The organism is Streptosporangium brasiliense (genome assembly GCF_030811595.1).
Lineage (GTDB): Bacteria > Actinomycetota > Actinomycetes > Streptosporangiales > Streptosporangiaceae > Streptosporangium > Streptosporangium brasiliense.
Genome location: NZ_JAUSRB010000001.1, coordinates 151,978 through 177,140, shown reverse-complemented (window position 1 = coordinate 177,140; position 25,163 = coordinate 151,978). Strand labels below are relative to the sequence as shown.

The following is a 25,163-nucleotide window of genomic DNA, read 5'->3' as shown; positions in this document are numbered from 1 at the left end:
GCTTTGAAGAATGGTTCAATTCTTAGAGCTAGCTAAACCGCCGGAAAGCGGTCACTATGGACCCCGGCACAGAGCGTGGTTTTCAACGAGTGGGGGATTATGACGCGCAAGAGCCGGGCGGATCGTCGCCTGGATCTCATTGCAGCCGCACACCGGGCGATCATCCGGCACGGCACTGAGGGAGTGCACCTCAACCACGTCGCCGAGGAGGCCGGTCTGACCTCCGGAGCGGTTCTCTACCACTACCCCAACTTGAGCGAGCTGCTGGTGGACGCCCATCACGCCGGGATGGAACGTTTCTATGAGCAGCGTCTCAAGCGGATCAGCGGCATGCGCGACCCCGCCGACAAGCTCATCGTCGTCGTCCGCTCGGGCCTGCCGCACGGGCCGGACGACCCGGACGTGCGGCTGCTCAACGAACTCGGCGGGGCCGCCGCCCGCAACAGGATGTACGCCCTGCTGCTCACCACGCTCTACGACCGCCAGGTCTCCATGTATCAGAGCGTCCTGGAGACCGGGGCCGCCCTGGGGACCTTCACGCTGTCCGGCGACTCCCTCGTCATCGCGCGCAACCTCGTCGCGCTCGAAGATGCGTACGGTTACCGCATAACGGCCCGCCACCCGGTGATCGGCCCGCAGGAGGCGGCGGAACTGATCCTTTCCTACGCCAGGACCGTCACGAACAACCCGCTCAAGACGTCTCATTGAGGGATCAGCACCCCATCCTCGGCCGCCCAGGTGAGGGCGACCGAGGAGCCCGCCTGGACCTGGGTGGCCCCTTGCGTGGCCACCAGGACCGGCGTCGGGCGACCGTCCACCTGGACCGAGACGTGTGAGATGCCGCCGTAGAAGCTGACGTCCGCGACCTTCCCCCGCAGCACGCCCTCCCCCGCCACCGGGCTCACGGCCGCCTCGGCGCCTCCAGCGTCCTCGACGCCTTCAGCGTCTTCAGCGTCTTCAGCGCCTTCAGGGTCTTCGGCGTCCGCGTCCGCCGCTTCCTCAGCGCTCTCAACGCCTCCAGCGTCCTCGACGTCCTCAGCGTCCTTGACGTCCTCAGCACTCTCAACATCTTCAGCATCCGCCGCGTCCTCGGCGGCCTCGGCGCCCTCAGCACTCCCAACGCCTTCAGCGTCCGCCGCGTCCTGGGTGCCCTCGGCGGCCTCGGTGTCCTCAGCAGTCTCAGCGTCCGCGTCCTTGACGTCCTCGGCGCTCTCGGCGTCCTTGACGTCCTCAGCGCTCTCAACGCCTTCAGCGTCCTCGCTGCTCTCGGCGCTCTCGTCACCCGCCGCGTCCTGGGTGCCCTCCGCGTCTTCGGCGGCTTCGGCGCCCTCGTCGCCTTCTGCGCCCTCGGTGTCGTCGGCGTCCTCGGTGCCGTCGGCGCCCTCGGCCCCGGCCGCCGTCTCTTCGACGCTCTCACCCTCCGGTGTCGCGTCCTCGGCGACCGTCTCCTCGGCCGTCTCGTCCTCGGTGTCCGCCGGGGTCCAGCTGACCAGCCTGAGCCGCTCCGGCCGTACGGCGAGCAGCGCCGGCGCGCCCTCCTCCAGGTCGGACAGGCCGGGCAGGACGCCGAGCGCGTCGCTGGACAGGCCGTCCGCGCACGCCTTGCCCTCGAAGAGGTTGTTGGCGCCCACGAAGTCGGCGACGAACGGCGTGCGGGGCCGCTCGTACAGCGTCACCGGCGCGTCCACCTGCTCCACCTTGCCCGCGCTGAAGACCGCGATCCGGTCGGCCAGCGACATGGCCTCCTCCTGGTCGTGGGTGACCACGACGAAGGTGATGCCGACCTCGTGCTGGAGCCGCTTGAGCTCAAGCTGCATCTCGGCGCGGACCTTCTTGTCCAGCGCGGACAGCGGCTCGTCCAGCAGCAGCAGCCGCGGCCGCTTCACGATCGCGCGGGCCAGCGCGACACGCTGCCGCTGGCCGCCGGAGAGCTGCTGCGGTCTGCGCTTGGCCATCGCGCTCAGGCCGACCTTCTCCAGGACCTCCTCCACCCGCTCGCGGATCTCGGCCTTGGGCAGCTTCTCCCGCTCCAGGCCGTAGGCGATGTTCTTGGCCACGCTCATGTGCGGGAACAGCGCGTAGGACTGGAACATGAGGTTGACCGGGCGGCGGTGCGCGGCCTGGCTGAGCAGGTCGGCGCCGTCGAGCGTGACGGTGCCCGAGTCGGGGGACTCGAAGCCCGCCAGGATCCGCAGGAGCGTGGTCTTGCCGCAGCCGCTGGGGCCCAGCAGCGCGAAGAACTCCCCCTGCCGGATCTCCAGGGAGATCTCCGACAGCGCCGTGACGTCGCCGAACCGGCGGCTGACACCTGTGATCTGCAGCATTAGGACAGCGACTCCGTCAGTCGGGTCATCCGCTGGGCCACGATCACCACGGTGAAGCTCACGGCCAGCAGCAGGGTCGCCAGCGCGTTGATCTCCGGGGTGACCCCGAAGCGGACCATTGAGTAGATGACGATGGGCAAGGTGGGGGTGGTCGGCGCCGCGGTGAAGAAGGCGATCACGAACTCGTCGATGGAGAGCGTGAACGCCAGCAGGGCCCCCGCCGCGATGCCGGGCATGAGCTGGGGCAGCGTGACGCGGACGAACGTCGTCAGCGGCGTCGCGCCGAGGTCCCTGGACGCCTCCTCCAGGGAGGTGTCGGCGTGGGTGAGCCTGGTGCGGACCACCGCGGTCACGAAGGCCATGCCGAACACCGTGTGGGCCAGCAGCACCGAGTGCAGGCCGAGGGTCATCTTGATCATGGCGTAGAGCACCAGCAGGCCGATGGCCAGCACCAGGTCGGGCAGTACGGCCGGCAGCACGCCGAGCCCGTCCAGCAGCCGCGACCTGGTGTGACGGGCCAGGCCCACCGCCAGCAGGGTACCGAGCACGGTGGCGAGCGCCGTGGACCCGGCGGCCACGATCAGGGTGTTGACCAGGCCCTCACGGACGGTCTCGTTCCCGGCGAGCTTGCCGTACCACTTCAGGCTCAGGCCCTCGAAGGTGTAGGGCGACTTGCCGGCGTTGAACGACATGACGACGAGCACCACGATGGGCGCGTACAGGAATATGTAGGTCACCCAGAAAGGGACGTACAGCAGACGCGGTCTACGCACGGCGGGAACTCCAGGCCTGCAGGAGCAGCAGGACGATCAGGACGGCGAGGAGGGCAAGCGTGAGGGCGGAGCCGAACGGCCAGTCGCGCGCCTTGAGGAACTGGTCCCGGATCAGGTTCCCGACCATGATCGAGCGGCCGCCGCCGAGCAGCTCGGGGATGACGAAGTTGCCGAAGCTCGGCACGAAGACGAACATGCACCCGGTGACCACGCCCGGCAGGGTCAGCGGCAGCGTCACCGAGGCGAAGGTGCGGGCCGGCCTGGCGCCGAGGTTGGCCGAGGCCTCGCGGAGCTGCGGGTCCAGCTTCTCGATCGCCGCGTAGAGCGGGAGCACCATGAGCGGCAGGTAGGAGTAGATGAGGCCGGTGACGATCGTGCCCTGGTTGTACAGGAACTCGAACGGGCCCAGGCCGAGCTTGCCCAGCGCGGTGTTGACCAGCCCGGGGCCGCTGAGGAGAACGATCCAGGCGTAGATGCGGACCAGGAAGTTCGTCCAGAAGGGCAGCACGATCGCGACCAGCGCGACCGTCTTCCACTTCGCGGGGAGCTGGGCGATCACGTAGGCCGTGGGGTAGCCGACCAGCAGGGCGATCACCGTGGCGGCCGTGGCCAGCTTCAGCGAGTCGAGCACGACGTCGAGGTAGATCGGATCGAGCAGCCGGGTGAAGTTCTCCCCGGTCAGCTCGTAGATGACGCCGCCGAAACGTCCCCTGCGGAAGAACGCGTAGCTGATCACCAGCGCCAGCGGGATCAGCATGAGGATGATCAGATAGGTCAGGCCAGGGCTGAGGAAGACCAGCCTTCCGAGCACACGCGACCGGCGCGACCGCGACTTCGCGGTCGCGCCGGAGACGGTAGAGCTTGTCACTTCGCTGCCTGAACCTCGGTGGCCAGACGGGTGAACTTGGTGGAGTCCTCGCCCAGGTCGATGATCGACTCACCGGCCAGCAGCTGCGACGGGGTCATCTGGAGCGGCACGTTCTTCTCCACGAGGTCCTTGGGCAGCTTGTCCATGGCGGCCTTGTTCGGGACCTTGTAGAGGATGTTCTCCGCGGCCCAGCCGTGGATCTCCGGGTCCAGGATGAAGTTGATGAACGCGTGCGCGGCTTCCTTGTTCTTGGAGCTCTTCAGCACGACCATCGTGTCCACCCAGAGGTCGCTGCCCTCCTTCGGCACCACGAACTTGATGTTCTTCTCGCTGGTCGGGCACCAGCCGTCCCACGCCTCGACCATCACGGCCTCGCCGCTCGTGAGGCGCTTGCCGAAGTCGACGTCGTCGTAGCGGAGCAGGTTGGGCTTGGCCTCCAGCAGCTTCGCCTTGACCTTGGCCAGGTCCTCGTCGCTCTTGGTGTTGACCGACAGGCCGAGCGCCTTGACGGCGGGCAGGGCCAGCCAGCGCTCGGTGGTCATCATGGTGACCTTCTTCTTGGCCTCGTCCGGCGGGTTGAGGATGTCGTTCCAGCTCGTCGGCTCGGTCTTCACCAGGTCGCTGCGGTAGCAGATGCCGGTGGTGCCCCAGGTGTAGGGGACGGAGAAGACGTTGCCCTTGTCGTAGGAGAGCTCCTTGGCCTCGGGGTAGAGGTTGGCCAGGTTGGGGATGAGCTCGGGGTGGATCGGCTCCAGCAGGCCGGCCTCGTTGAGGGCCTGGGCATACTGGCCGGAGACGAAGGCCACGTCGAGGCCGGTGTCGGCGCCGGCGGTCAGCTTGCCCATGATGATCTCGTTGGTGTCGTGCAGCGTGACCTTGAGATCGGTCTTGAGTTTGTCCTTGACCCTCTTGGGAAGGTCTTCAGGGGTGTAGCCCGGCCAGACCGAAATGGTGATGCTCTGCTTGGACAGGTCCATGTTCGGGTCGAGCTGGGCGGACGAGGCGCTCGCGGCGGGCGCGGCGGCACTGTCCGTGGACCCTCCGCCGCAGGCCGAGACGGCGAGAGCGAGACCGGCGACCAGGGCGGCGGCCGGAAGACGACGGGTGTACCGGGCACGGGACACGACCGCTACTCCTTCAAATTTCAAGTGTAATTAGGGTAGACCGGCCGTTACGGACACGGCAGACCAAAGCAGGAGTGTTGCAGCCAAGAATAACTTGGGCAAGACTTTGCCGGACATCACCCCAGGGAAGTTTGGTCTGTCTGTTGAATCCACCTTCAATATGGGATCAGCTCGACACCGTGCCCCGTGCCGGCGACGGGCGGAGCAGCGCGCTGATCGCCGCTCTGAGCTGCGATGTCTCCGCACCGTTCACCGTCCGCCGATTCCATCCGCTACCCGGTCCGGCGACACCATGTTTTTCAACCGATGTTCAACTGTTACCGGTCGATGGCTCCTCTGGGACCCCCGAACGGGGCTTCGACGTGGACCAGACCAACCACTCGGTGGTCGTCGGCGAGAGCGTGGTCGTCAAGTGGCTCACCCCGCCGGCTCCGCTCCCCCAGCCGACCCCGGACATGTTCGCCCACCTGACCTCGGTCGGCTTCACCGCCACCGCCACGCCGTACGCCGCCGTGTCCCGCCGCGGCGACGACGGCGGTGAGCTGCTGCTCGCCCTGGTCACCGCCTATCTGCCCGACGCCCGGGACGGCTGGGAGTGGTGCGTGGACGAGGCCGTCGCCGGCGGCACGGACTTCGCCGCCGACCTGGGCGCGCTGGCCGCCGACCTGCACGCCGCGATGGCCACCCCGTCGACGACCTTCCCCGACCCCGTACGGCACGAGCCCGCCGCCCCGCAGGAGGGGACGGGCGCCTGGTCGGCCCGTGCCGGGCAGGCCCTGGAGGAGGCGCTCGCGCTGACCGACGGCGAGGACGGCGAGTGGCTCGCGGCCCACGCCGACGCCCTCCGCGCCGAGCTCGCCCCCCTGGCCTGGGCGGACGCCACCCCGCTGATCCGCATCCACGGCGACCTGCACGTGGGGCAGATGCTCCGCTGGCGGGACGGCTACGCGGTGATCGACTTCGACGGCAACCCGACGGTCACCGGCGCCGACCCCTACCAGCCCGCCGCCCGCGACCTCGCCCAGCTGATCACCAGCCTCGAACACGTCGGGCAGGTCGCCGTCAGGCGCCGCGACGCCCACCCGCTGGTGATCTCCGCGTGGGCCACCGCCGCCCGCGCCGCCCTGGAGTCCGCCTACCTCGCCCGCCTCGCCGGACGCGGCCACGCCACCCTGCTGGACCGTTCCCTGCTGCGCCCGTTCGAGATCGAGCAGGAGTGCAGGGAGCTCATCTACGCCGCCCGCCACCTGCCCCGCTGGCGCTACGCCCCCATGGGCGTCCTGCGGTCCTGGTATCCGTGACCGCCTGGCACCACCCGTGACCGGCCCCGTCCCCCGGCGGCCGTGACCGCGCCGGCCCTCCGGGGCCGGACCCGGTACCGCCCCGGAGCGGAGCCGTGCCACCGACTGAACCCAAGGCCGGTCCCCGTGCCGCCGACTGAACCCAAGGAGAGAATGTGAACCCCGAGCTGTACCTCGCCGATCTGGAGGCCAAGCCCGCCGCGCTGGCCGGTCTGGCGAGCGCCCTGGAGGCCGGCGACCCGTTCGACGGGATCCCGGCCGGGATCCGGCGGGTGGTCTTCCTCGGCATGGGCAGCTCCCGATACGCCGCCGGGGTCGCCGCGCTGCGCCTTCGGGCGGCGGGCGTCGACGCGGTGGCCGAGTACGCCTCGGCCTCCGTCTCCTACCCGCCGGGTCCGGACACCCTGGCCGTCGCCGTCTCCGCCACCGGTGGCAGCCGGGAGACCCTCGACGCGGTCGCCCGCCACCGGGGCCGCTCCTACGTGCTGGCACTGACCAACCGGTCCGGCTCGGCGATCACCGAGGGCGCCGACCTGGTGGTGCCGATGGCGGCGGGCGAGGAGCGCGGCGGCGTGTCCTGCCGGACCTTCCAGCACACCCTCGGCCTGCTCCTGGCCCTGCAGAACCGCCTCACCGCCCCGGGCCGCGCCACCTCCGCCGGCTCCGGCACCGCCCTGGACGTACCCGGCCTGCTCCGCCGCTCGGCCGAGGCCACCGCCGACCTGCTGGAGCGCCGGGGCAGGTGGCTGGACCCGGCGATGACCCTGCTCGACGGCCCGGCCGGGGTCTACACGATCGCCCCCGCCGAGCGCCTGTCCTCGGCCGAGCAGTCCGCCCTGATGTTCCGTGAGGGCCCCCGCCGCGCCGCCGACGCCTGCGAGACCGGCGACTGGTCCCACGTGGACGTCTACCTGACCAAGACTCTCGACTACCGCGCCATCCTGTTCCCCGGGTCCCGCTACGACGACCAGGCCATGGACTGGATCCGCCAGCGCGGCTCCACCGTGCTCACCGTCGGCGGCGAGCACCCCGACGCCAGGGCCGCCGTCCGCTATCTCCACGACGACGACCCCGACGTCGCCCTGCTCACCGAGACCCTGGTGGCCGAGCTCGTCGCCGCCCACTGGTGGCTGGCCCAGCACTGAGCGCGCTCACAGGCGGTGCAGACCGCTGAGGACGCGTTCCAGCAGTTGGAGGCCGGGGCCGTCCTTGTCGATCCGGGGATGGTGGACCCGGACCAGGCCCTCGGCCTCCATGTCCGCGACCAGGACGCGGGCCACGCCGAGGGGGATGCCGAGGAGGGCGGAGATCTCGGCGACGGAGCGGATCTGCCGGCAGAGCTCGCTGATGTCGCGGTATTCGCGGATGTAGGACAGGCCGAGCTGGGCGGAGGTGGCGGAGGAGACCAGGGCCTCCATGGCGAGCTGTGTCCGCGGGGCGGTCCGGCCGCCGGTGACGGCGTACATCCGGACCAGCGAGCTCTCCTCCTCGGGCGGCTCACCGTACGGCGACGGCCCGTAACCGGAGGGCTCCCCGTACGGCAGGCCGTACCCGGGCGGCGCCCCCTGCGGCGCCCCATGGCCGGGCGGCCCGCCGTACCGGGGTGGTTCCCCTCGCGGTGGGCCGTAGTCGGGGGATCCGCCCGGCGCCGGGCCGTAGCCGTCTCCCGATCCCGGTCCCGGTCCCGCTCCCTGTCCGCTCTCCTGGTATCCGCCCCACATGGCTCAGCCCTCCCGGTCCGGGAGCTCGTTGCGGGCCTTGCGCACGCCCTCCTGGAAACTCGACATCCGGCTGCGGACCCGCTCCGCCGAGACAGGGGCGGCCGGGGGCGGCTGGACCGGGTCGGGGGGCGGATTCACCGAGCCCGGCACCAGGTTCGCCTTGGGGGTCCGTTTGGGCAGGCCAGAGGTGGTCATCCCGCCGAGCGCGGGAGCGCTCGCGGCCTGGGCGGCCTGCCATCCGGTGTCGGCGGGGGACGACCAGGCGGCGGGCTCGGCGGGGACGGGGGCGGAGGCGCCGGGCTCACCTAGCTCACCGGATTCACCGGGCTCGTCCGGCTGCCCGGCCCCGCCGGCAGAGGCGGGGGCGGGGGCGCCGACGCGGAACCAGCCCGACTCCACCGAGGCGAAGATCGGCAGGAAGTCCTCGTCGGAGTCCAGAGCCGAGATCTCCACCTTGGGCAGCGGCCCGGTGGCGTCCGCCTCCGCCGGGCCCGGACGGTGATCGGGCAGGCCGGGCGGCGGCGGGAACCGTCCCTCCTCCCCCGCCGGAAGGCGCGGCCGCTCCGCCGGAGGGCTCCACACGTTCGGGCCGGTCGCCCACCGGGATCTGGTCTGCGGCGGCACGGCCGTCTCCTGCGGGACGGGCGCCGCCAGAAGGGGCACGGCGGCGGGCGAGGCCCCCGTCCGGGCGGGCACGGCACCCGGGACGGGCGGGAACGCCGGGCCCGCCGCGGTCTCGGGCACCGCGGGAAAAGGAGTGTCGGGCCTCGCGGGGAACGGGGAGTCGGGTGGCGCGACCGGGTGGAGCGCCCCGGGAGGCCGGGGCGGCCCGGCGGGCTGGGACAGGCCGGGCAGGGCGGCGAAGAGCGTCTCGGGGAGGAGGACCATGGCGGTCATGCCGGTGTCCTGGGGGCGGAGCTGGACCCGGATGCCGTGTTTGAGCGCGAGGCGGCCGACCACGAACAGACCCATGCGGCGGGCCACGGAGGCATCGGCCGTCTGGGGGTTGGCCAGGCGCCAGTTCGCCTGGGAGAGCTCCTCGTGCGTCATGCCGATGCCCTGGTCGGTCACCGAGACCATCACGCCGCCCCCGTCGATCCGGCTGCTGGAGACCACGACCTTGCTCGCCCCCGGCGAGAACGAGACCGCGTTCTCCACCAGCTCGGCGAGCAGGTGCACCACGTCGCTCACCGCGGGACCCGTTATGGCGACCTCGGACTGGACCCGGGTCACCACCCGGTCGTAGTTCTCCACCTCCGACAGCGAGGCGCGCACGACGTCCATCAGCTCGACCGGCTGCCGCCAGCGCCGCGCCACCTCCTGCCCGGCGAGGACGAGCAGGTTCTCGCTGTTGCGGCGCATGCGGGTGGCGAGGTGGTCCAGCTTGAACAGGTCGGCCAGGCGCTGGTCGTCGCGTTCGCCGCGCTCCAGCCGCTCGACCAGGGTGAGCTGGCGTTCCACGAGCGTCTGGCTCCGGCGGGAGAGGTTGACGAACATCGCGTTGACCGTGTTGCGCAGCTTGGCCTCGTCGCCGGCCAGCCGTACGGCCTCCCGGTGGACCTCGTCGAACGCCCGGGCGACCTCGCCGATCTCGTCGCGGGAGATGACCCCGATCGGCGGCACCTCGGCGGCGGTCCCGTCGTCGCCCACCTCGCGGACCCGCTGGACGTAGGCGGGCAGCCGTTCCCCGGCCACCTCCAGGGCCTCCCGGCGCAGCCGCCGCAACGGCCTGACCAGCGAACGCGCCACCCCCGTGGTGATCAGCAGCACGACCAGCAGCAGTCCGGCGACCGACCCGGCGACCAGCAGGGCACGGCTCTGCTCGGCGTCGCCGAGCTCCTGGCTGCGGGTGACGATGTCCTGGGCGTGCCGCTGCTCGACCTGCCGCATCCGGTCGATCGTGACCGTCGCCGCGTCGTACCACTGCCTGGCGTCGTCGCGCTCGGCCAGGTCCAGCCCCTTCAGCGAGGCCCCGGAGGCCGCGCGGAGCAGGACCAGCTCCCGGAGGAACTCGGCCTGGTCGGCGGTCCGGCCGTTGACGGTCTCGTCGAAGAGCCGGCGCTGCCCGCTGCCGGCCTCGGCGGCGAAGGTCTTGCGCTCGTTGCGCTCGGAGGAGAGCGCGCCGAGGAACTTCTCCATCTGCTCCTGCTCGAACCGGCCGGCGACCAGCACCACCGCCAGCAGCCCCCGCTGGAGCGAGGCGGCCTCCTTGGCGCGGGCGAGCGCGTCCAGGGTCAGCGCCTGGCCGTACAGCACGTCGTCGGCGCTCCCCTTGCCGAGCTCGTCGTGGAGGGAGAGCAGGTCGGCGATCACCAGGGAGTAGGCGTCGATGGCGGCGTCGGGCAGCAGCGCCGACTTCAGGGCCTGCTCCCGCAGCGGCCCGAGGTCGTCCAGCCGGGTGATCACGGTCTCGACCTCGTCCCTCGTCCGGCCGCTCACCGCCTTCCTGAGCAGGGTGCCGCTGTCGCGGACGTGCGCCACGGCGGCGTCCACCGCCTCCATCTGCCTACCCACGCCCTCCGCCTCGCGCTCGGGGCGGCCGAGGGCGATGAACCAAGCCGTGCGGTCGCGCTCCTCGGCCAGCTCGTGGGTGAGCGCGCCGATGTGGTCGGAGAGCCTGGCCAGATCGTTGACCTGCTGGTAGTCGGCGGCGGCCCGCATGGAGGCGAAGACCTGGACCCCGCCGAGCAGCACCGCCGCCGCGGTGGGGACCAGGATGAGCGCGACCAGCCTGGAGCGCACCCTCCAGTTCCGCAGGCGGAGCCCGCTCCCCGCACCCTGGATGTTGTGTGTACTCACCGACGCTGCCTCTCGGTGGACGAACCCGCTGGCCGAATTTCCCTTGGTTCCCGGTAATTCGAGCACATCTCTACCGGTGGGGCCAATCGAACACAGCTCCACAAATGATTACTTATGAGGCAGCAGGGATAAGATCTGGAGCTCCAGTTAAGGCTGGAACCCTTATTACGGACATCCATATAACCTTATTAAGTATTTCTCGTGCCCGTATGGCCGTTTGCACCGTTCCAGAAAGGAGAACGGGTATAAGTGCGGCGGCCTCCAAAAGATCACACGATTGTGATTCACGATATTTCCCCCATATGTTGACTCCTTACATCCGGAGGCTCGCCGGATCCGGGCGCCGAGCTTTGGAGGAGACAGTGGCCCCATCCGACGGTGCCGCGATCGAGGTCCGCGGGCTGTGGAAGATCTTCGGCCCCCGGGCCGAGCGCGTTCTCGACGGCCCCGACGCACGGCTCGACCCGGCCGCGCTCCGGGAGAAGACCGGCTGCGTCGCCGCCGTCAGGGACGTCGGCTTCACGGTGCGGCCCGGCGAGGTGTTCGTCGTGATGGGCCTGTCCGGGAGCGGCAAGTCCACCCTGGTCCGCTGCCTGACCCGGCTGATCGAGCCGACCGCCGGGGAGATCTCGATCGCCGGTCAGGACGTGCGCGCCGCCTCCCCGGCCCAGCTCAGGGACCTGCGCAGGCACCGGGTCAGCATGGTCTTCCAGCACTTCGGCCTCCTGCCCCACCGCAGGGTCCTCGACAACGTCGCCTACGGGCTGGAGGTCCAGGGCGTCCCCCGGGCGCGACGGCACCGGCGGGCCCGGGAGATCCTCTCCCTGGTCGGCCTGGACGGCTCCGCCGACGCCCGCCCCGACCAGCTCTCCGGCGGCATGCAGCAGCGGGTCGGCCTGGCCCGGGCACTGGCCGTGGACCCCGAGGTGCTGCTGTTCGACGAGCCGTTCAGCGCGCTGGACCCGCTGATCCGCCGGGACATGCAGGCGGAGGTCATCCGCCTGCACCGCGAGGTCGGCAAGACCATGGTGTTCATCACCCACGACCTGTCGGAGGCGCTCAAGCTCGGCGAGCGCATCGCGATCATGAGGGCGGGCGCGATCGTCCAGCTCGGCACCGCCGAGGAGCTGGTCGGCGCACCCGCCGACGGCTACGTGGCCGACTTCGTCCGGGACGTGCCCAGGAGCGAGGTGCTCTCGCTGCGCTGGATCTGCCGCCCCCCGCTGGAGGAGGAGCACCTCGACGGTCCCGCGCTCCCGGCGGCCACCGTCATCCGCGACGCGGTACCGGCCGCCATGGCGTCGGCCCGGCCGATCCGCGTCATGCGGGACGGGGAGCTGATCGGCGTGGTCGACCGTCTCGACATCCTCGCGGCGATGGCCGGCGGCCCGGGCGTGGCCGTACCGGACGCCCGCCACCCGCAGGACCCCCCGCGCTCGGAAGCCGGCCGCCCGCCGGACCCCAGTCGATCGGAAGCCCGCCACCCGCAGGACCCCCCGCGAACGGGAGCCGGCCACCCGCAGGACCCCACGGGCTCCGGGGCCCGCCCGGAGCGGCCCCGGCCGGCCACCGGGGCCGGGGCATGACCTCCCCGCCGGCGGCGCTCTCCCCGGCGCAGACGGTCCCACCCACCCCCCGCGCCAGGACGCCGCTGCCGTCCTGGCTGGCACCGCTCGGCGGCGCGGCCGTGGCGGTGGCCGCCTACCTGCTCTTCCGGGGCACCGCGCTCCTCCCCCACGACGACGACGCCGCGCAGTTCGCAGCCGTCAACGACGCGCGGGACTGGGTGGACGCCAACCGCAACGAGAGCCCGCTCTTCCTGTTCTTCGTGAACTACGTGCGGCTGTCCGTCGGCGCCCTCCACGACGTTCTCCGGCTCGTGCTGCACGGCGCCGGCTGGGCGGGGCTGATCGGGGCCGCGGGGACACTGGGCTGGCTGGCCGGCGGCCTGCGGATCGCGCTGCTCGCCGTACTGGGGACCGGCTCGTTCGCGGTGCTGGGGCTGTGGGAGGCCGCCGCCGACACCCTCGCGCTCGTGCTCACGGCGGTCCTGCTCTCGCTGCTCGTCGGCCTGCCGCTGGGCGTGTGGGCGGGCCGTTCGGTACGGCTGCGCCGCCTGCTCACCCCGGTCCTCGACGTCATGCAGATCATGCCGACGTTCGCCTACCTGGCGCCGATGGTGCTGTTCTTCCAGATCGGGCCCGCGTCGGCCACCGTCGCGACGATGATCTACTCGATCCCGCCCGCGATCAGGATCACCGCGCTGGCCATCGAGCAGGTCTCCCCGACGGCCGTGGAGGCCTCCACGGCGCTCGGCGCCACCCGCCGGCAGACGCTGTGCAAGGTCCACATCCCGATGGCGCGCGCCACGATCGCGCTGGCGATCAACCAGACCGTCATGATGGCGCTGTCCATGGTGGTGATCGCGGCACTGATCGCGGCCCCGGGGCTGGGCTCGGACATCGTCCGCGGGCTCTCCCGGGCCAACGTGGGCCTCATGCTCCCGGCGGGCATCGCCATCGTGGTCATGGCCGTCGTGCTGGACCGGATCACCATGGCCGCCGCGGCGCGCGGGCCGGTGCCCTCCGGTGCCCTCTCCTCCCGGTCCCGGCTCGCCGTCGCGGCGCTCCTCCTCCTCGCCACCGGGCTCGTGGCCCGGTCCCTGCCCGCCGAGTTCCCCCAGGAGTGGGTGCTCCGCCTGGCCGGGCCGGTGAACGAGGCCGTGAACTGGGCCAAGTTCTCCTGGTACGGCGTCACCGACGCGATCAGGAACGCCACCACCGAGGCGCTCCTCAACCCCCTGCAGACGGTGCTCACCACCGCCCCCTGGTGGCTGGTCGCGGCGGCCGTGCTCGCGCTCGCCTGGCGGACCGGCGGGGCGCGGCCCGCGGTCACCGCGGTGGGGTGCCTGCTCGCCACCGCGCTGCTCGGGCTGTGGCAGCACACCATGGAGACGCTCACCACCGTGCTGGCCGGGGTGGTGCCGACCCTGGCCGCCGGGCTCGTGCTCGGCGTCGCGGCGGCCCGCTCCCCCCGGTTCGCCGCCGCGCAGCGGCCGCTGCTCGACGCCGCGCAGACCATGCCCGCCTTCGTCTACCTGCTGCCCGCGCTGGCGCTGTTCGGCGCGACCCGGTTCACCGCGATCTTCGCCTCGGTGGTCTACGCGGTGCCGCCGGTCGTCCGGCTGGTGGAGGACGGGATCAGGAACGTCTCCCCGGCAGCCGTGGAGGCCGCGCGGTCGTCCGGCTCCACCGGCCGGCAGCTGCTGTGGAAGGTGCAGCTGCCGATGGCCCGCCCGGCGATCCTGCTCGCCGCCAACCAGGGCATCGTCATGACGCTCGCCATGGTCGTGGTCGGCGGGCTGGTCGGCGCGGGCGGCCTGGGCTACGACGTCGTCTCGGGATTCTCCCAGCGCACCGACTTCGGCATGGGCTTCGCGGCCGGGGTGGCCACCGTGCTGCTCGGGATCGTGCTCGACCGGATAACGCAGGGCGCCGACAGGCGCCCTTCCCCCCGAAAGAAGAAGAGGATCGCATGAGGATCGGACGTAGAGTCCGCCTGCTCGCCGGTGTTCTGACACTCGGGCTGGCCGCCGCAGGCTGCGGTGGCGCCAAGGTGGAGACCGGCGCCGGCCCGGGGCAGCCGTCCACCGGCGCCACCGGGTCGTCGGCACCGGCCACGGGCGGCACCGTGAGGATCGCCGTCAACCCGTGGGCCGGCTACGAGGCCAGCGCCGCCGTGCTCTCATATCTGCTGGAGAACGAGCTCGGCTACAAGGTCGAGAAGAAGGAGCTCGCCGAGCAGGTCTCCTGGGAGGGGTTCGAGAGCGGCGACGTCGACCTCATCGTGGAGAACTGGGGTCACGACGACCTGAAGAAGACCTTCATCGAGGAGAAGAAGGTCGCCGCCGAGGCGGGCTCCACCGGCAACAAGGGCGTCATCGGCTGGTACATCCCCAAGTGGATGGCGGACAAGTATCCCGACATCACCGACTACAAGAACCTGAACAAGTACGCCGGCCTGTTCAAGACCTCGGAGTCGGGCGGCAAGGGACAGCTCCTGTTCGGTGACCCGTCCTACGTCAGCAACGAAGAAGCGATCATCAAGAACCTGAAGCTCGACTACAAGGTGGTCGTGGGCGGCAGCGAGGCGGCGCTGATCGAGTCGGCCACCCAGGCCCAGAAGCAGCGCAAGCCGCTGCTGTTCTACTTCTGGGACCCGCACTGGCTGTTCAGCCGGATCGACCTGGTCCGCGTCAACCTGCCGCCCCACACCGACGGCTGCGACGCCGACCCCAAGAAGGTCGCCTGCGACTACGCCGAGCTGGACCTCGACAAGATCGTGAGCAGGAAGTTCGCCGAGACCGGCGGCCGGGCCTACGAGCTGGTCAAGAACTTCTCCTGGACCAACGAGGCGCAGAACGCGGTGGCCGACGACATGACCAACAACGGTCTGAGCCCCGAGGACGCGGCCAAGAAGTGGGTCGAGGCCAACCCGGCCGTCTGGACCTCCTGGATCCCCAAGTAACCGATCGGCCGATTCCGTGAGAAGACAACTCGCCGGGGCCGTCGCGGCGCTCCTCCTCCTCACCGCGTGCAGCGGCGAGGAGGCGGGGCCTCCGCCGGCCGGCGGCACCGTGAAGATCGCCATCAACGGGTGGGCGGGCTACGAGGCCAGCGCCGCGGTGCTCGGCCGGCTCCTGGAACAGGAGCTCGGCTACGAGGTGCGGAGGGTGGAGCTCAACGAGGCCCAATCCTGGGAGGGGCTCGAAAAGGGCACGGTGGACGTCATCGTCGAGAACTGGGGCCACGAGACCGAGAAGAAGACCTACATCGAGGAGAAGAAGGTCGCCGTATCCGCCGGAAGAAACGGGAACAGAGGGGTGATCGGATGGTATGTCCCGCAGTGGATGGCCGACCGGTACCCGGATATCACCGACTGGCGGCAGCTCAACAAGTACGCCCACCTATTCAAGACCGATAAATCAGGTAATTTCGGTCAGCTCCTTGACGGGGACGCCTCATACGTCACCAATGACGAGGCCCTGGTCCGCAATCTCAAGCTCGACTACAAGGTCGTCTACGCCGGCAGCGAGAAGGCCCTGATAAGGGCCGCCAGAACGGCGACACGGCGGCGCACCCCGCTGCTGATGTATTTCTACGAACCGCAGTGGCTGTTCACGCAGATCAAGCTGGCCAAGATCAACCTGCCGCCCTACGCGATCGGCTGCGACACCGACGCCGCCAAGGTCGCGTGCGACTACCCGCCCTACCTGCTCGACAAGATCGTGAGCAGGAGGTTCGCCGACACCGGCGGCCGGGCCTACGAGCTGGTGCGCAACTTCACCTGGACGAACGGCCAGCAGAACGCGGTCGCCGACGACATGACCAACAACGGCCTGAACGCCGACCAGGCGGCCCAGAAGTGGATCGACGCGAACCGGATCGTGTGGAAGGACTGGGTGCCCGACTGACACACCGCCCTCCGCCGCGGGCCGCGCCCGGCCTAGACCGACATGCCGCAGGCGGCGCGGACCCGCGGGAGACGCCCGGCCCGGGCCGGAAGGCCACAGGCCGTACGGGCCGCGCCCGGCCTAGACCGACATGCCGTAGGCGGCGCGGACCCGCAGGACGTGCTCGACCAGCGTGATGAGCGTGCCCTTGACGGAGTCGCGGGAGCGGGCGTCGGTGCGCACGACGGGGACGTGCGGGGCGAGGGCCAGGGCCTCCCGCACCTCGTCCTCGGTGTGCTGGAAGCGCCCGTCCCAGCCGTTGATGCCGACCACGAACGGGAGCTTGGCCTCCTCGAAGTAGTCGATCGCCGGGAACCCGTCGGCCAGCCTCCGGGTGTCGACCAGTACGACCGCGCCGAGCGCGCCGCGGACCAGGTCGTCCCACATGAACCAGAACCGGTGCTGGCCCGGCGTGCCGAACAGGTAGAGGATCAGGTCACGGTCGAGCGAGAGGCGGCCGAAGTCCATCGCGACCGTGGTCGTCGCCTTGTTCGGCGTGAGACCGAGGTCGTCGATGCCGGCGCTGGCGTCGGTCATCACCGCCTCCGTGGTCAGGGGGAGGATCTCCGAAACCGCGCCCACGAACGTGGTCTTGCCGACGCCGAACCCGCCCGCTACGACGATCTTCGTCGACGTCAGGCCGCCGTGGTTAGAGCCTGCGAAGTCCACTGAGCACCCTTTCGAGCATGTTTAGATCCGGTTGTCCCTGTTCGAGCCGTGGCTGGTGGAGACGGACGAGGCCCTCGTCGACCATGTCCGCCACCAGCACGCGGGCCACCCCGAGGGGGACCCTCAGCAGCGCCGAGATCTCGGCGACCGAACGGAACGAACGGCACATCCTGATGATGGCGTCCTGCTCGGGAGTGAGCAGGGCCAGCTCCTCGTCCATGATGAACGAGGAGGAGACCAGTGTCTCCATCGCCATGTGATACCGGGGCTCGGATCGGCCGCCGGTGACCGCGTATGGACGGAACAGGGGCTCCTCGTCCCCGGTTCCGTCACTCCCGAGCACGTCCCTCTCCAGTGAAGGACTCGGTTGCCGCGAAGGACTCGGACACTACCGCCCCCTGGAGGACTGCAGCTCGGCCCGGAGGGCCGGGGTGAGCGCCTGGCCCGCCCGGTCGACGAGCAGCGTCATCTGGTAGGCCACCAGCCCCATGTCGCACTCGGGAGAGGCCAGCACCGCGAGCACGGAACCGTCGCTGATCGCCATGACCAGCATGAGCCCGCGCTCCATCTCGACCACCGTCTGGGTGACCGCCCCGCCGTCGAACACGCGGGACGCGCCCACGGTCAGGCTGAGCAGGCCCGCCGCGACGGCGGCGAGCTGGTCGGCCCGGTCGTCGGGGAACCCGTCCGAGCTGGCGATCCGCAGGCCGTCCGCCGAGACGCACACCGCGTGCGCGACACCGGGGGTGCCGCGGACGAACTCGGTGATCAGCCAGTCGAACCTGCGCGCCTCATGGCTCAGGGTCGTCACGAGCCCTCCTCCTTATCTGCCAGGGTTCTGGCGGTCTCCTCGTTCAGTTCGGCACGGCCCCGCCGTACGCCCTGCTGGAAACTCGACAAACGGCTACGCACCCGTTCGGGCGAGAGGGACGGCATCGGGCTGGACGGCGCGCTGGCCGCGGCGCCGGGCACCAGGTTGGCCTTGGGGGTCCGCTTGGGCAGGCCGGCCGAGGTGATCCCGCCGAGGGCCGGGTCGCTGGCCGCCTGGGCCGCCTGCCATCCGGCGTCGGCCGCGGTCTGCCAGCCGCCCTGCTCCCGGACCGGCGCCTGCTGCGTGACCGGCTCGCGGACCGGCATGCCGTCCGGGGGCGTGGGCGCCTCGACCGCGGGGTCGACCGAGCCGAGCGGGTCCGGCGGCGCGGGGGTCTCCCGGGGCGCGGGCTCCTCGGTGACGGCCGCCTGCTCACCCGTGTCGTCGGCCCGGCGGAACCAAGCCGACTCGATGGAGGCGAAGATCGGCAGGAACTCCTCCTGCTCGGATTCGAGCGGGGAGACCCGTACGGCGGGCATCGACGCGGTCGCCGGATCCTCCTGGGGAGGCTGCCCCCAGGACGGGGCCGCGGGGGTTGGAACGCTCCCGCCGCCGTTCGCTCCGGGGACCGGACGCTTGGGGAGGGGGGATCCGCCGGTGGGCGCCGGGGCGCCGGACGGGCCGGCGTTGAGCGGCTGCGGCCGGTCCGGGGCCGGTTGGCCGCCGGGGAACGACGTGGAGCCGAACGGGGACGCCTGCGGGTCGGGGATCTGCCCGAACGAGGTCTGCCCGAACGAGGTCTGACCGAACGGGGAGGCCGAGGGGGTCGAAGTCTGCCCGAACGAGTTCTGACCGAACGGGGAGGCCGAGGGAGCCGAGGTCTGGCCGAACGAGGTCTGCCCGAACGAGTTCTGGCCGAACGGGGACTGATCGGGGGCGGGCTGCTGGGCCTGCGGCTCGGCGCCCCACGAGGGGGTGATGGACGGCGGCTGCGCCGCCTCGACGATCAGCTCCGGCGGGAAGAGGACCATGGCGATGAGGCCACCGATCTCCTGCGGGCGGAGCTGGACGCGGATGCCGTGGCGCAGCGCCAGCCTGCCGACCACGAACAGGCCCATCCGCCGCGACACCGACACGTCGACGACGGGCGGGTCGGCCAGGCGCCGGTTGGTCTCGATCAGCTCCTCGGTGGTCATGCCGATGCCGGCGTCGCTGACCGCGAGCAGCGCGGCACCGCCCTCGATCATGCTGCTGGAGACCACGACCTGGCTGGCCCGGGGCGAGAACTGGATGGCGTTCTCCACCAGCTCGGCGACCAGGTGGACGATGTCGTTGGCGGCGCTCCCGGCGACCGAGATCGTGCGGTGCACCTTGACCTGGACCCGCTCGTAGTCCTCGACCTCCGACAGCGAGGCGCGCACGACGTCGACGAGCTTGGCCGGCTGGCTGCGCCTGCGGGTCGGCTCGTGACCGGCCAGGACCAGGAGGTTCTCGGAGTTGCGGCGCATGCGGGTGGCCAGGTGGTCGAGCTTGAACAGGTCCGCCAGGCGGCCGCCGTCCTCCTCGCCCTTCTCCAGGCCGTCGATCAGCGAGATCTGCCGCTCGACCAGGGTCTGGGTGCGGCGTGACAGGTTGACGAACATCGCGCTGATGTTGGAGCGGAGCTCGGACTCCTCCGCCGCCAGCCGCACGGCCTGCCGGTGGACCTCGTCGAAGGCCTTGGCGACCTCCCCGATCTCGTCCTTGGTGTCGACCGAGATGGGGTCGATGTCGGGGGTGCGGGAGTCTCCGGAGACCCGGAGCTTGCGCACGACCTCGGGAAGGGTGAATCCGGCGACGTCCAGCGCCTCGGCCCGCAGCCGGCGCAGCGGCAGGACCATCGAGCGGGCGATGAGGACGGTGAGGCCGAGGACCAGCAGCAGCAGGAGCAGGATGAGGCCGGAGGTGACGATCGCGTTGCGCTGCTCGGTCTTCTCCAGGTCCCGGGCCCGGGTGATCACGTCACCGGCGACCTTCTCCTCGACCTGCTGAATCTTGTCGATGGTCGCGCCGTTGTCGGAGAACCACTGCTTGACCTCGTTGAAGTCGGACAGCAGGCGGCCCTCGTTGGCCGGGTCGCTGGCCAGCACGATCGCCCTGGCCTTGGTCAGCTCGGCGCGGTGCACCCTCTCGTCGATCATGGCCTTGACGAGGAGCTGGCCGTTGAGCGGGCTCGCCTCGACACCGAAGTCCGCCTTGTACTCCTCCATGCGCGACCGGGAGGCGATGAACTTCTCGATCTCTTGGGCGTTGACCAGCGAGGGCGCGTAGTAGCCGGCCAGCAGGCGGGCCCGCTGCTTGGAGATCTCCTCCTTGGCGTAGGCCAGCGCGCTGAGCGCACGGGTGTTGCCGACGATCTCCGGGTCGTCGCTGACCAGCGTGAGCTCCTCGTGGAGCTGGAGCAGCGGGGCGACCATGAGGCCGTACCGCTCCGCCTGGGCCGTACCGGAGAGCTCGCGCAGCTCCTTGAGGCCGGAGAGCTGGTAGGTCACGTCCCTGGCGGCCTCGGCCACCCGGAGGCCGTAGGAGTCGTCGATCGCCCGCAGGTCGAGGAGCACTTTTCCGACCAGCGCGTCGACGGTCTTGCGCTGCGCCCCGGCGTTGTCCTTCAGCCCCTTGTTGGAGGGCTGGAAGGAGGCCCAGGCGACCCGGTCACGTTCCAAACCGAGCGCCTGGGCGAGGTCGCGGATGTCGCCGGAGTATTCGGCCGCCGACTCGGTCCGCTGGTAGCCCGCCACACTGTCGACGGAGGTGACCACGCGGGTGCCGGCGAGCGCGACGCCCACCACGGTCGGCACCAGGATCAGGGCCGTGAGGCGCGACCGCACGCGCCAGTTCCGCAGGCCGAACCGGGCGGCAGGCCGCTTGCCGCGGTCGTGTGCCGGAGCACCGTCGCTCTCGGATGTCGCCGTCGTCACCGCTCTCGCTACCCCTCACCGTCACGACATAAGTGGCCAACATCAGACCACAAGGTCACGGGACATAATCGGCAAAACCGACAAACCGGACTTAATCGTTACGAAGGTGACAAGAGAACGATGGATTACGGTTACCGCAAGGCGGCAAGCACCTGGTCCCGCACCTGTGCCCGCTGGGCCTCATCGGTCAGAGGACGGCCGGCCCTGTCTACGACGTAGAAGACGTCTACCGCCTCTGCGCCGAGAGTCTCCACACGCGCAGCGCGTACGTCAAGACCGCAGTCCCCAAAAGCTCTGCCGATTCGCCACAATAGTCCGGGACGGTCGTGGGCGCGCACCTCCACGACAGTCGCCGTGTTGGAGGCGTCGTCCACCAGGGTGACCCGCGGCGGGGCCACCGGCACCCGGGCCGGGCGCATCGACCGGGCCCTTCTGGCCAGACGCTGCTCGATGTCGAGCCGGCCGGCCAGCACCAGGCGCAGGTCGGCCTCCAGGGTCGCCGGATCGGGCGGCGAGCCGTACTCGGGGACGACCGAGAACTCGATGACGGCGGTCGCCCCCGCCGAGGCGGCCGAGGCGGCGCGGACCACCATCCGGTGGGCGGCGAGCACGCCGGCCGCGCGCCAGAGCAGTCCCGACCGGTCCGGCGCGACCACGGTGACCGCTCCCCCGTTGACCCGTACGGCGCCGCCGCCGTGCCGGGCCAGCGACGCCTGCGCGGTCGACAGCGCCGGCGCGGGCGGCGGCGGGGTGCCCGACAGGACCGAGCGCACCCGGCGCACGAGGTCGGTGACCAGGGAGGCCTTCCAGGAGTTCCAGGCGGCCGGCCCGGTCGCGTTGCCGTCGGCCACGGCCAGGGCGGCCAGCAGTTCGAGGACCTCACGCGTGCCGACCGCCTCGGCCACCCGGGAGATCGTCACCGGGTCGTCCAGGTCGCGGCGGGTCGCCGTCTCGGGCAGCAGCAGGTGGTGGCGGACCACGGTCTCCAGGATGTCGACGTCCGCCGGGGACAGGCCGATCCGGGTGCCGATGTCACGGGCCACGACCGCGCCGGTGGTGGAGTGGTCGCCGGGCCAGCCCTTGCCGACGTCGTGCAGGAGCGCGGAGATGAGCAGCAGATCCGGCCGGGACACCTCGCGGGTGAAGGAGGCGGCTCCGGCGGCGGCCTCGATCAGGTGCCGGTCCACGGTGTAGCGGTGCACGGGATTGCGCTGCGGGCGGTGGCGCACCCGCTCCCAGTCCGGCAGGAGCCGGACCAGCACCCCCGCCTGGTCCAGCTCCTCCCAGACAGGCACCGCCGCTCGCCCCGCGCCGAGCAGCGCGACCAGCGCGTCCCGCGCCTCGTCCGGCCACGGGACCGGGAGCGGCGGGGACTGGGCCGCCAGCGTGTTCACGGTGGCGGGCGCGAGGGGCAGCCCCGCCTCCGCGGCGGCCGCGGCGGCGCGGAGCACGAGCACGGGGTCCTTGCGCGGGTTGACCCCGCGGGCGAGCACGACCTCGCCGCCGTGCTCGACGACGCCGTCGGCGAGCGGACGGCGGCCCCGGGGGGCGGGGCCCGACACCAGCCGGTCGACGGTGCGCCAGGTGGCGTCGAAGGCGTGCGCGACCGTCCGACCCGCCTCGGCGAGCCTGCGCATCAGCGCCTCGGCGTCGAGCAGGCCCAGTGCCCCGGCGACCGCGTCCTGCTCCTGGAGGACCAGCCGGTCGGCGCCCCGGGCGGTCACCAGGTGCAGGCCGTGCCGTACGTCGAGCAGGAGTTCGTAGGCCTCGCGGACCCGGGGGCCCGGGGCCGAGGCGACCCAGGCGGCGGCCACGGCCTGCATCGCCTGCACGTCGCGGATCCCGCCGTGCGAGTCCTTGAGATCGGGTTCGAGCAGGAACGCCAGCTCCCCGCTCGACTCCGCGCGCCTGTCGGTGGCCTCGCGCAGCTCGCCCAGGCGGCGCCTGGAGTCGGCCCGCCACTCGGAGAGCACCGTCTCGCGGGCCGCGCGCGTCAGCTCGGGGTCCCCCGCCACGTGCCGGGCCTGGATCAGCCCGAGCACCGCCTTGAGGTCGTCCCTGGCGACCGTGGCGGCCTCGTCCACGGTCCGCACCGAGTGGTCGAGCCCGACTCCGGAGTCCCAGACCGGATACCAGACGCGGTCGGCGATGCGCGCCACGTCGTCACGGCCGTTGTGCAGCAGGACCAGATCCAGGTCGCTGCCCGGAGCGAGCTCCGCGCGGCCCAGGCTGCCCACCGCGACGAGCGCGACACCGCTGAGGGCGCCGCGCTCGTCGGTGCTCCTGGAGTCCCCGCTCCTCCCCGTGCGCCCGTACGGCGTGCCGCAGGCGGTCCGGAGCAGGTCCGTCAGCCAGCGGTCGATGTCCGCGGCCCGTTCCTTGCGGGCCGCGGCGTACGAGCGGGTGTCGCCTCTCACCGGTCAGAGCGCCTCGGGTCCGCGCTCCCCGGTGCGGACCCGGACGACCGTGTCCACCGGGACCGACCAGACCTTGCCGTCACCGATCTTGCCGGTCTGCGCGGCCTTGACGATGACGTCGATGACGTCATCGGCGTCGTCCTCCTCGGCGAGCACCTCCAGCCGGACCTTGGGCACCAGGTCCACCTGGTACTCGGCGCCCCGGTAGACCTCGGTGTGGCCGCGCTGGCGGCCGTACCCGCTGGCCTCGCTGACCGTCATGCCCTTGACACCGAACTGCTCCAGGGCCGCCTTCACGTCGTCGAGCTTGAAGGGCTTGATGACCGCGGTGATGAGTCTCATGCGCCGACCTTCTTGGACGCCGGGGCGACGACCGCGCCGTTGGCGGAGGCCACACCCGAGGAGTGGATGGTGCCGAGGTCGTAACCGGTCTCGGCGTGGGAGGTGATGTCGATGCCGGTGACCTCTTCCTCCGTGCTGACCCGGAAGCCCATCACCCTGTCGATGATCTTTGCGATGACCCAGGTGATGGCAAACGAATAGGCGCCGACGGCCACCGGGCCCAGGATCTGCAGACCCAGCTGGATGACACCGCCACCGTAGAACAGACCCTTGTGCTGCTGCTCCAGGAACGGGTAGGCGGCGAGGAATCCGAGGGAGACCGCGCCGATCACGCCGCCGACCAGGTGCACGCCCACCACGTCGAGCGAGTCGTCGTAGCCGAGCTTGTACTTCAGGCCCACGGCGTAGGCGCAGACCGCGCCGGCCAGGGCGCCGATGAGCATGGCGGCCCAGGGGTCGACGAAGCCACAGGCCGGGGTGATGGCGACCAGGCCGGCGACGGCGCCCGAGGCGACGCCGAGGCTGCTGGCGTGGCCGTCGCGCGTCTTCTCAACCACGATCCAGGCGCCGGCGGCGACCGCGGTGGCGATCTGGGTGTTCATGAACGCCAGGCCGGCGGTGCCGTCGACGGCGAGCTCGGAGCCCGCGTTGAAGCCGAACCAGCCGAACCAGAGCAGACCCGCGCCGAGCAGCACCAGGGTCAGGTTGTGCGGCCGCATCGGCTCCTTGCGCCATCCGGCGCGCCTGCCGAGGACCAGCGCGAGGGCGAGTGCCGCCGCTCCCGCGTTGATGTGGACCACGGTGCCGCCGGCGAAGTCCTCGATGCCGAGGTTGAACAGCCAGCCGTTGCCCCAGACCCAGTGGGCCACGGGGAAGTAGACGACGGTCGCCCAGACGACGGTGAACAGCACCCAGGCGCCGAACTTGGCACGGTCGGCGATGGCACCGCTGATCAGGGCGACGGTGATGATCGCGAAAGTGAGCTGGAAGGCCGAGAAGACGAGGCTCGGCATGCCGGTGCCGTCGTCCTTGGTGGCCGTGTCGACCAGGCTCTGCAGGCCGAGGGCGTCGAAGCCGCCGACGAACTTGTTGACGATGTCGCTGCCGTTGTCGGTGAAGGTCAGCGAGTGTCCGTACAGAACCCAGGCGATGGTGACGGTGACGATGCTGACGAACGACATCATCATCATGTTCAGGACGCTCTTGGCCCTGGTCATGCCCCCGTAGAAGAACGCGAGCCCAGGAGTCATCAGCAACACCAGCGCGGTGGCCGTGAGCATCCAGGCAGTGGTGCCGCTATCGATCTTCATTCGATGCGACCCTCCCTTACAAATGGCGTGTGGCCGTTTTCACAGTCGCAGTGAACGCTTCCTGGGCTCCGTCGACCGGCCGCGCACTGACGTTGCGCCACAGCGTCCGCTTCCGCCGTTTCAGGTCCCGACCAGGTGTGTTTCGCATCTGTGAAACTCGGCCACACGGTGTTTCGAGGGTGTTTCGGACAGGGCGCCCCTTGGCCCGCAGATGACCACAACTATGCTTAGGCAT

20 protein-coding genes are annotated in these 25,163 nt (G+C 71.0%); 7 read left to right on the top strand and 13 right to left on the bottom strand.

The genetic code is table 11. From position 1 onward, the window contains the following. Window positions 1-99 precede the first annotated feature (99 nt). A complete protein-coding gene (locus tag J2S55_RS00825; protein WP_306856573.1) occupies window positions 100-708 on the top strand; it encodes a TetR/AcrR family transcriptional regulator in 609 nt (202 codons plus the stop codon). On the opposite strand, the gene J2S55_RS48200 is transcribed toward J2S55_RS00825, so the two are convergent. From J2S55_RS48200 to J2S55_RS00800, 4 genes are read right to left on the bottom strand one after another with little or no spacing between them, the layout of a single operon-like run. Beyond that, on the bottom strand, window positions 702-2,324 hold the full coding sequence (locus J2S55_RS48200) for a polyamine ABC transporter ATP-binding protein (protein ID WP_370879583.1): 1,623 nt from the start codon (window positions 2,322-2,324) through the stop codon (window positions 702-704). The genes J2S55_RS00825 and J2S55_RS48200 overlap by 7 nt on opposite strands. Beyond that, window positions 2,324-3,097 carry an ABC transporter permease gene (locus J2S55_RS00810; protein WP_306856571.1) on the bottom strand — a complete coding sequence of 258 codons (774 nt, stop codon included), beginning with the start codon at window positions 3,095-3,097 and terminating at the stop codon, window positions 2,324-2,326. Before J2S55_RS00810 ends, J2S55_RS48200 begins: the two co-directional genes overlap by 1 nt. Further along, window positions 3,090-3,965 (bottom strand): ABC transporter permease, encoded by an 876-nt coding sequence (locus J2S55_RS00805; RefSeq protein ID WP_306856570.1) that lies wholly within the window; start codon window positions 3,963-3,965, stop codon window positions 3,090-3,092. Before J2S55_RS00805 ends, J2S55_RS00810 begins: the two co-directional genes overlap by 8 nt. After that, window positions 3,962-5,089, bottom strand: a complete 1,128-nt coding sequence (locus J2S55_RS00800) for a polyamine ABC transporter substrate-binding protein (RefSeq protein ID WP_306856568.1) — start codon at window positions 5,087-5,089, stop codon at window positions 3,962-3,964. The genes J2S55_RS00805 and J2S55_RS00800 overlap by 4 nt, the downstream gene beginning before the upstream one ends. Window positions 5,090-5,451: 362 nt before the next feature. On the opposite strand from J2S55_RS00800, the gene J2S55_RS00795 reads away from it, so the two are divergent. Both J2S55_RS00795 and J2S55_RS00790 read left to right on the top strand, forming a co-directional pair. After that, complete coding sequence (locus J2S55_RS00795; protein WP_306856567.1) at window positions 5,452-6,390, top strand: hypothetical protein; 939 nt, start codon at window positions 5,452-5,454, stop codon at window positions 6,388-6,390. A 155-nt stretch (window positions 6,391-6,545) separates the two neighbouring features. Next, window positions 6,546-7,535 (top strand): SIS domain-containing protein, encoded by a 990-nt coding sequence (locus J2S55_RS00790; protein WP_306856566.1) that lies wholly within the window; start codon window positions 6,546-6,548, stop codon window positions 7,533-7,535. Window positions 7,536-7,541: 6 nt separating this feature from the next. Here J2S55_RS00790 and J2S55_RS00785 read toward each other — a convergent pair whose 3' ends face one another. Together J2S55_RS00785 and J2S55_RS00780 are read right to left on the bottom strand one after the other, a co-directional pair. Further along, entirely contained in the window at window positions 7,542-7,934 is a 393-nt protein-coding gene (locus tag J2S55_RS00785) for a DUF742 domain-containing protein (protein WP_306858534.1), read from the bottom strand. Between the two features lie 180 nt (window positions 7,935-8,114). After that, window positions 8,115-10,910: a sensor histidine kinase gene (locus tag J2S55_RS00780; protein ID WP_306856565.1), complete on the bottom strand. Its 2,796-nt coding sequence runs from the start codon at window positions 10,908-10,910 to the stop codon at window positions 8,115-8,117. A 302-nt stretch (window positions 10,911-11,212) separates the two neighbouring features. On the opposite strand from J2S55_RS00780, the gene J2S55_RS00775 reads away from it, so the two are divergent. Genes J2S55_RS00775 through J2S55_RS00760 form a run of 4 tightly spaced genes read left to right on the top strand, consistent with a single transcriptional unit; the run spans window position 11,213 to window position 16,383 of the window. Continuing rightward, complete coding sequence (locus tag J2S55_RS00775) at window positions 11,213-12,496, top strand: quaternary amine ABC transporter ATP-binding protein (protein ID WP_370879582.1); 1,284 nt, start codon at window positions 11,213-11,215, stop codon at window positions 12,494-12,496. Continuing rightward, on the top strand, window positions 12,493-14,448 hold the full coding sequence (locus J2S55_RS00770) for an ABC transporter permease (protein ID WP_306856563.1): 1,956 nt from the start codon (window positions 12,493-12,495) through the stop codon (window positions 14,446-14,448). Before J2S55_RS00775 ends, J2S55_RS00770 begins: the two co-directional genes overlap by 4 nt. Further along, entirely contained in the window at window positions 14,445-15,437 is a 993-nt protein-coding gene (locus J2S55_RS00765) for an ABC transporter substrate-binding protein (RefSeq protein WP_306856562.1), read from the top strand. The genes J2S55_RS00770 and J2S55_RS00765 overlap by 4 nt, the downstream gene beginning before the upstream one ends. Before the next feature lie 16 nt (window positions 15,438-15,453). Continuing rightward, the gene (locus J2S55_RS00760) at window positions 15,454-16,383 is read left to right on the top strand and encodes an ABC transporter substrate-binding protein (protein ID WP_306856561.1); all 930 of its coding nucleotides are present in this window, start codon (window positions 15,454-15,456) and stop codon (window positions 16,381-16,383) included. A gap of 120 nt (window positions 16,384-16,503) precedes the next feature. On the opposite strand, the gene J2S55_RS00755 is transcribed toward J2S55_RS00760, so the two are convergent. From J2S55_RS00755 to J2S55_RS00725, 7 genes are all read right to left on the bottom strand, one after another. After that, entirely contained in the window at window positions 16,504-17,091 is a 588-nt protein-coding gene (locus J2S55_RS00755) for a GTP-binding protein (protein WP_370879581.1), read from the bottom strand. Continuing rightward, complete coding sequence (locus tag J2S55_RS00750; protein ID WP_370879605.1) at window positions 17,072-17,347, bottom strand: DUF742 domain-containing protein; 276 nt, start codon at window positions 17,345-17,347, stop codon at window positions 17,072-17,074. The genes J2S55_RS00755 and J2S55_RS00750 overlap by 20 nt, the downstream gene beginning before the upstream one ends. A 132-nt stretch (window positions 17,348-17,479) precedes the next feature. After that, window positions 17,480-17,902 (bottom strand): roadblock/LC7 domain-containing protein, encoded by a 423-nt coding sequence (locus J2S55_RS00745; RefSeq protein ID WP_370879580.1) that lies wholly within the window; start codon window positions 17,900-17,902, stop codon window positions 17,480-17,482. After that, window positions 17,899-20,769 (bottom strand): nitrate- and nitrite sensing domain-containing protein, encoded by a 2,871-nt coding sequence (locus J2S55_RS00740; RefSeq protein ID WP_306856559.1) that lies wholly within the window; start codon window positions 20,767-20,769, stop codon window positions 17,899-17,901. The genes J2S55_RS00745 and J2S55_RS00740 overlap by 4 nt, the downstream gene beginning before the upstream one ends. Window positions 20,770-20,990: 221 nt before the next feature. Further along, the gene (locus J2S55_RS00735; RefSeq protein ID WP_306856558.1) at window positions 20,991-23,276 is read right to left on the bottom strand and encodes a [protein-PII] uridylyltransferase; all 2,286 of its coding nucleotides are present in this window, start codon (window positions 23,274-23,276) and stop codon (window positions 20,991-20,993) included. Between the two features lie 3 nt (window positions 23,277-23,279). Further along, entirely contained in the window at window positions 23,280-23,618 is a 339-nt protein-coding gene (locus tag J2S55_RS00730) for a P-II family nitrogen regulator (protein WP_271216486.1), read from the bottom strand. Further along, window positions 23,615-24,928 carry an ammonium transporter gene (locus tag J2S55_RS00725; protein WP_306856557.1) on the bottom strand — a complete coding sequence of 438 codons (1,314 nt, stop codon included), beginning with the start codon at window positions 24,926-24,928 and terminating at the stop codon, window positions 23,615-23,617. Before J2S55_RS00725 ends, J2S55_RS00730 begins: the two co-directional genes overlap by 4 nt. Window positions 24,929-25,163: the final 235 nt, after the last annotated feature.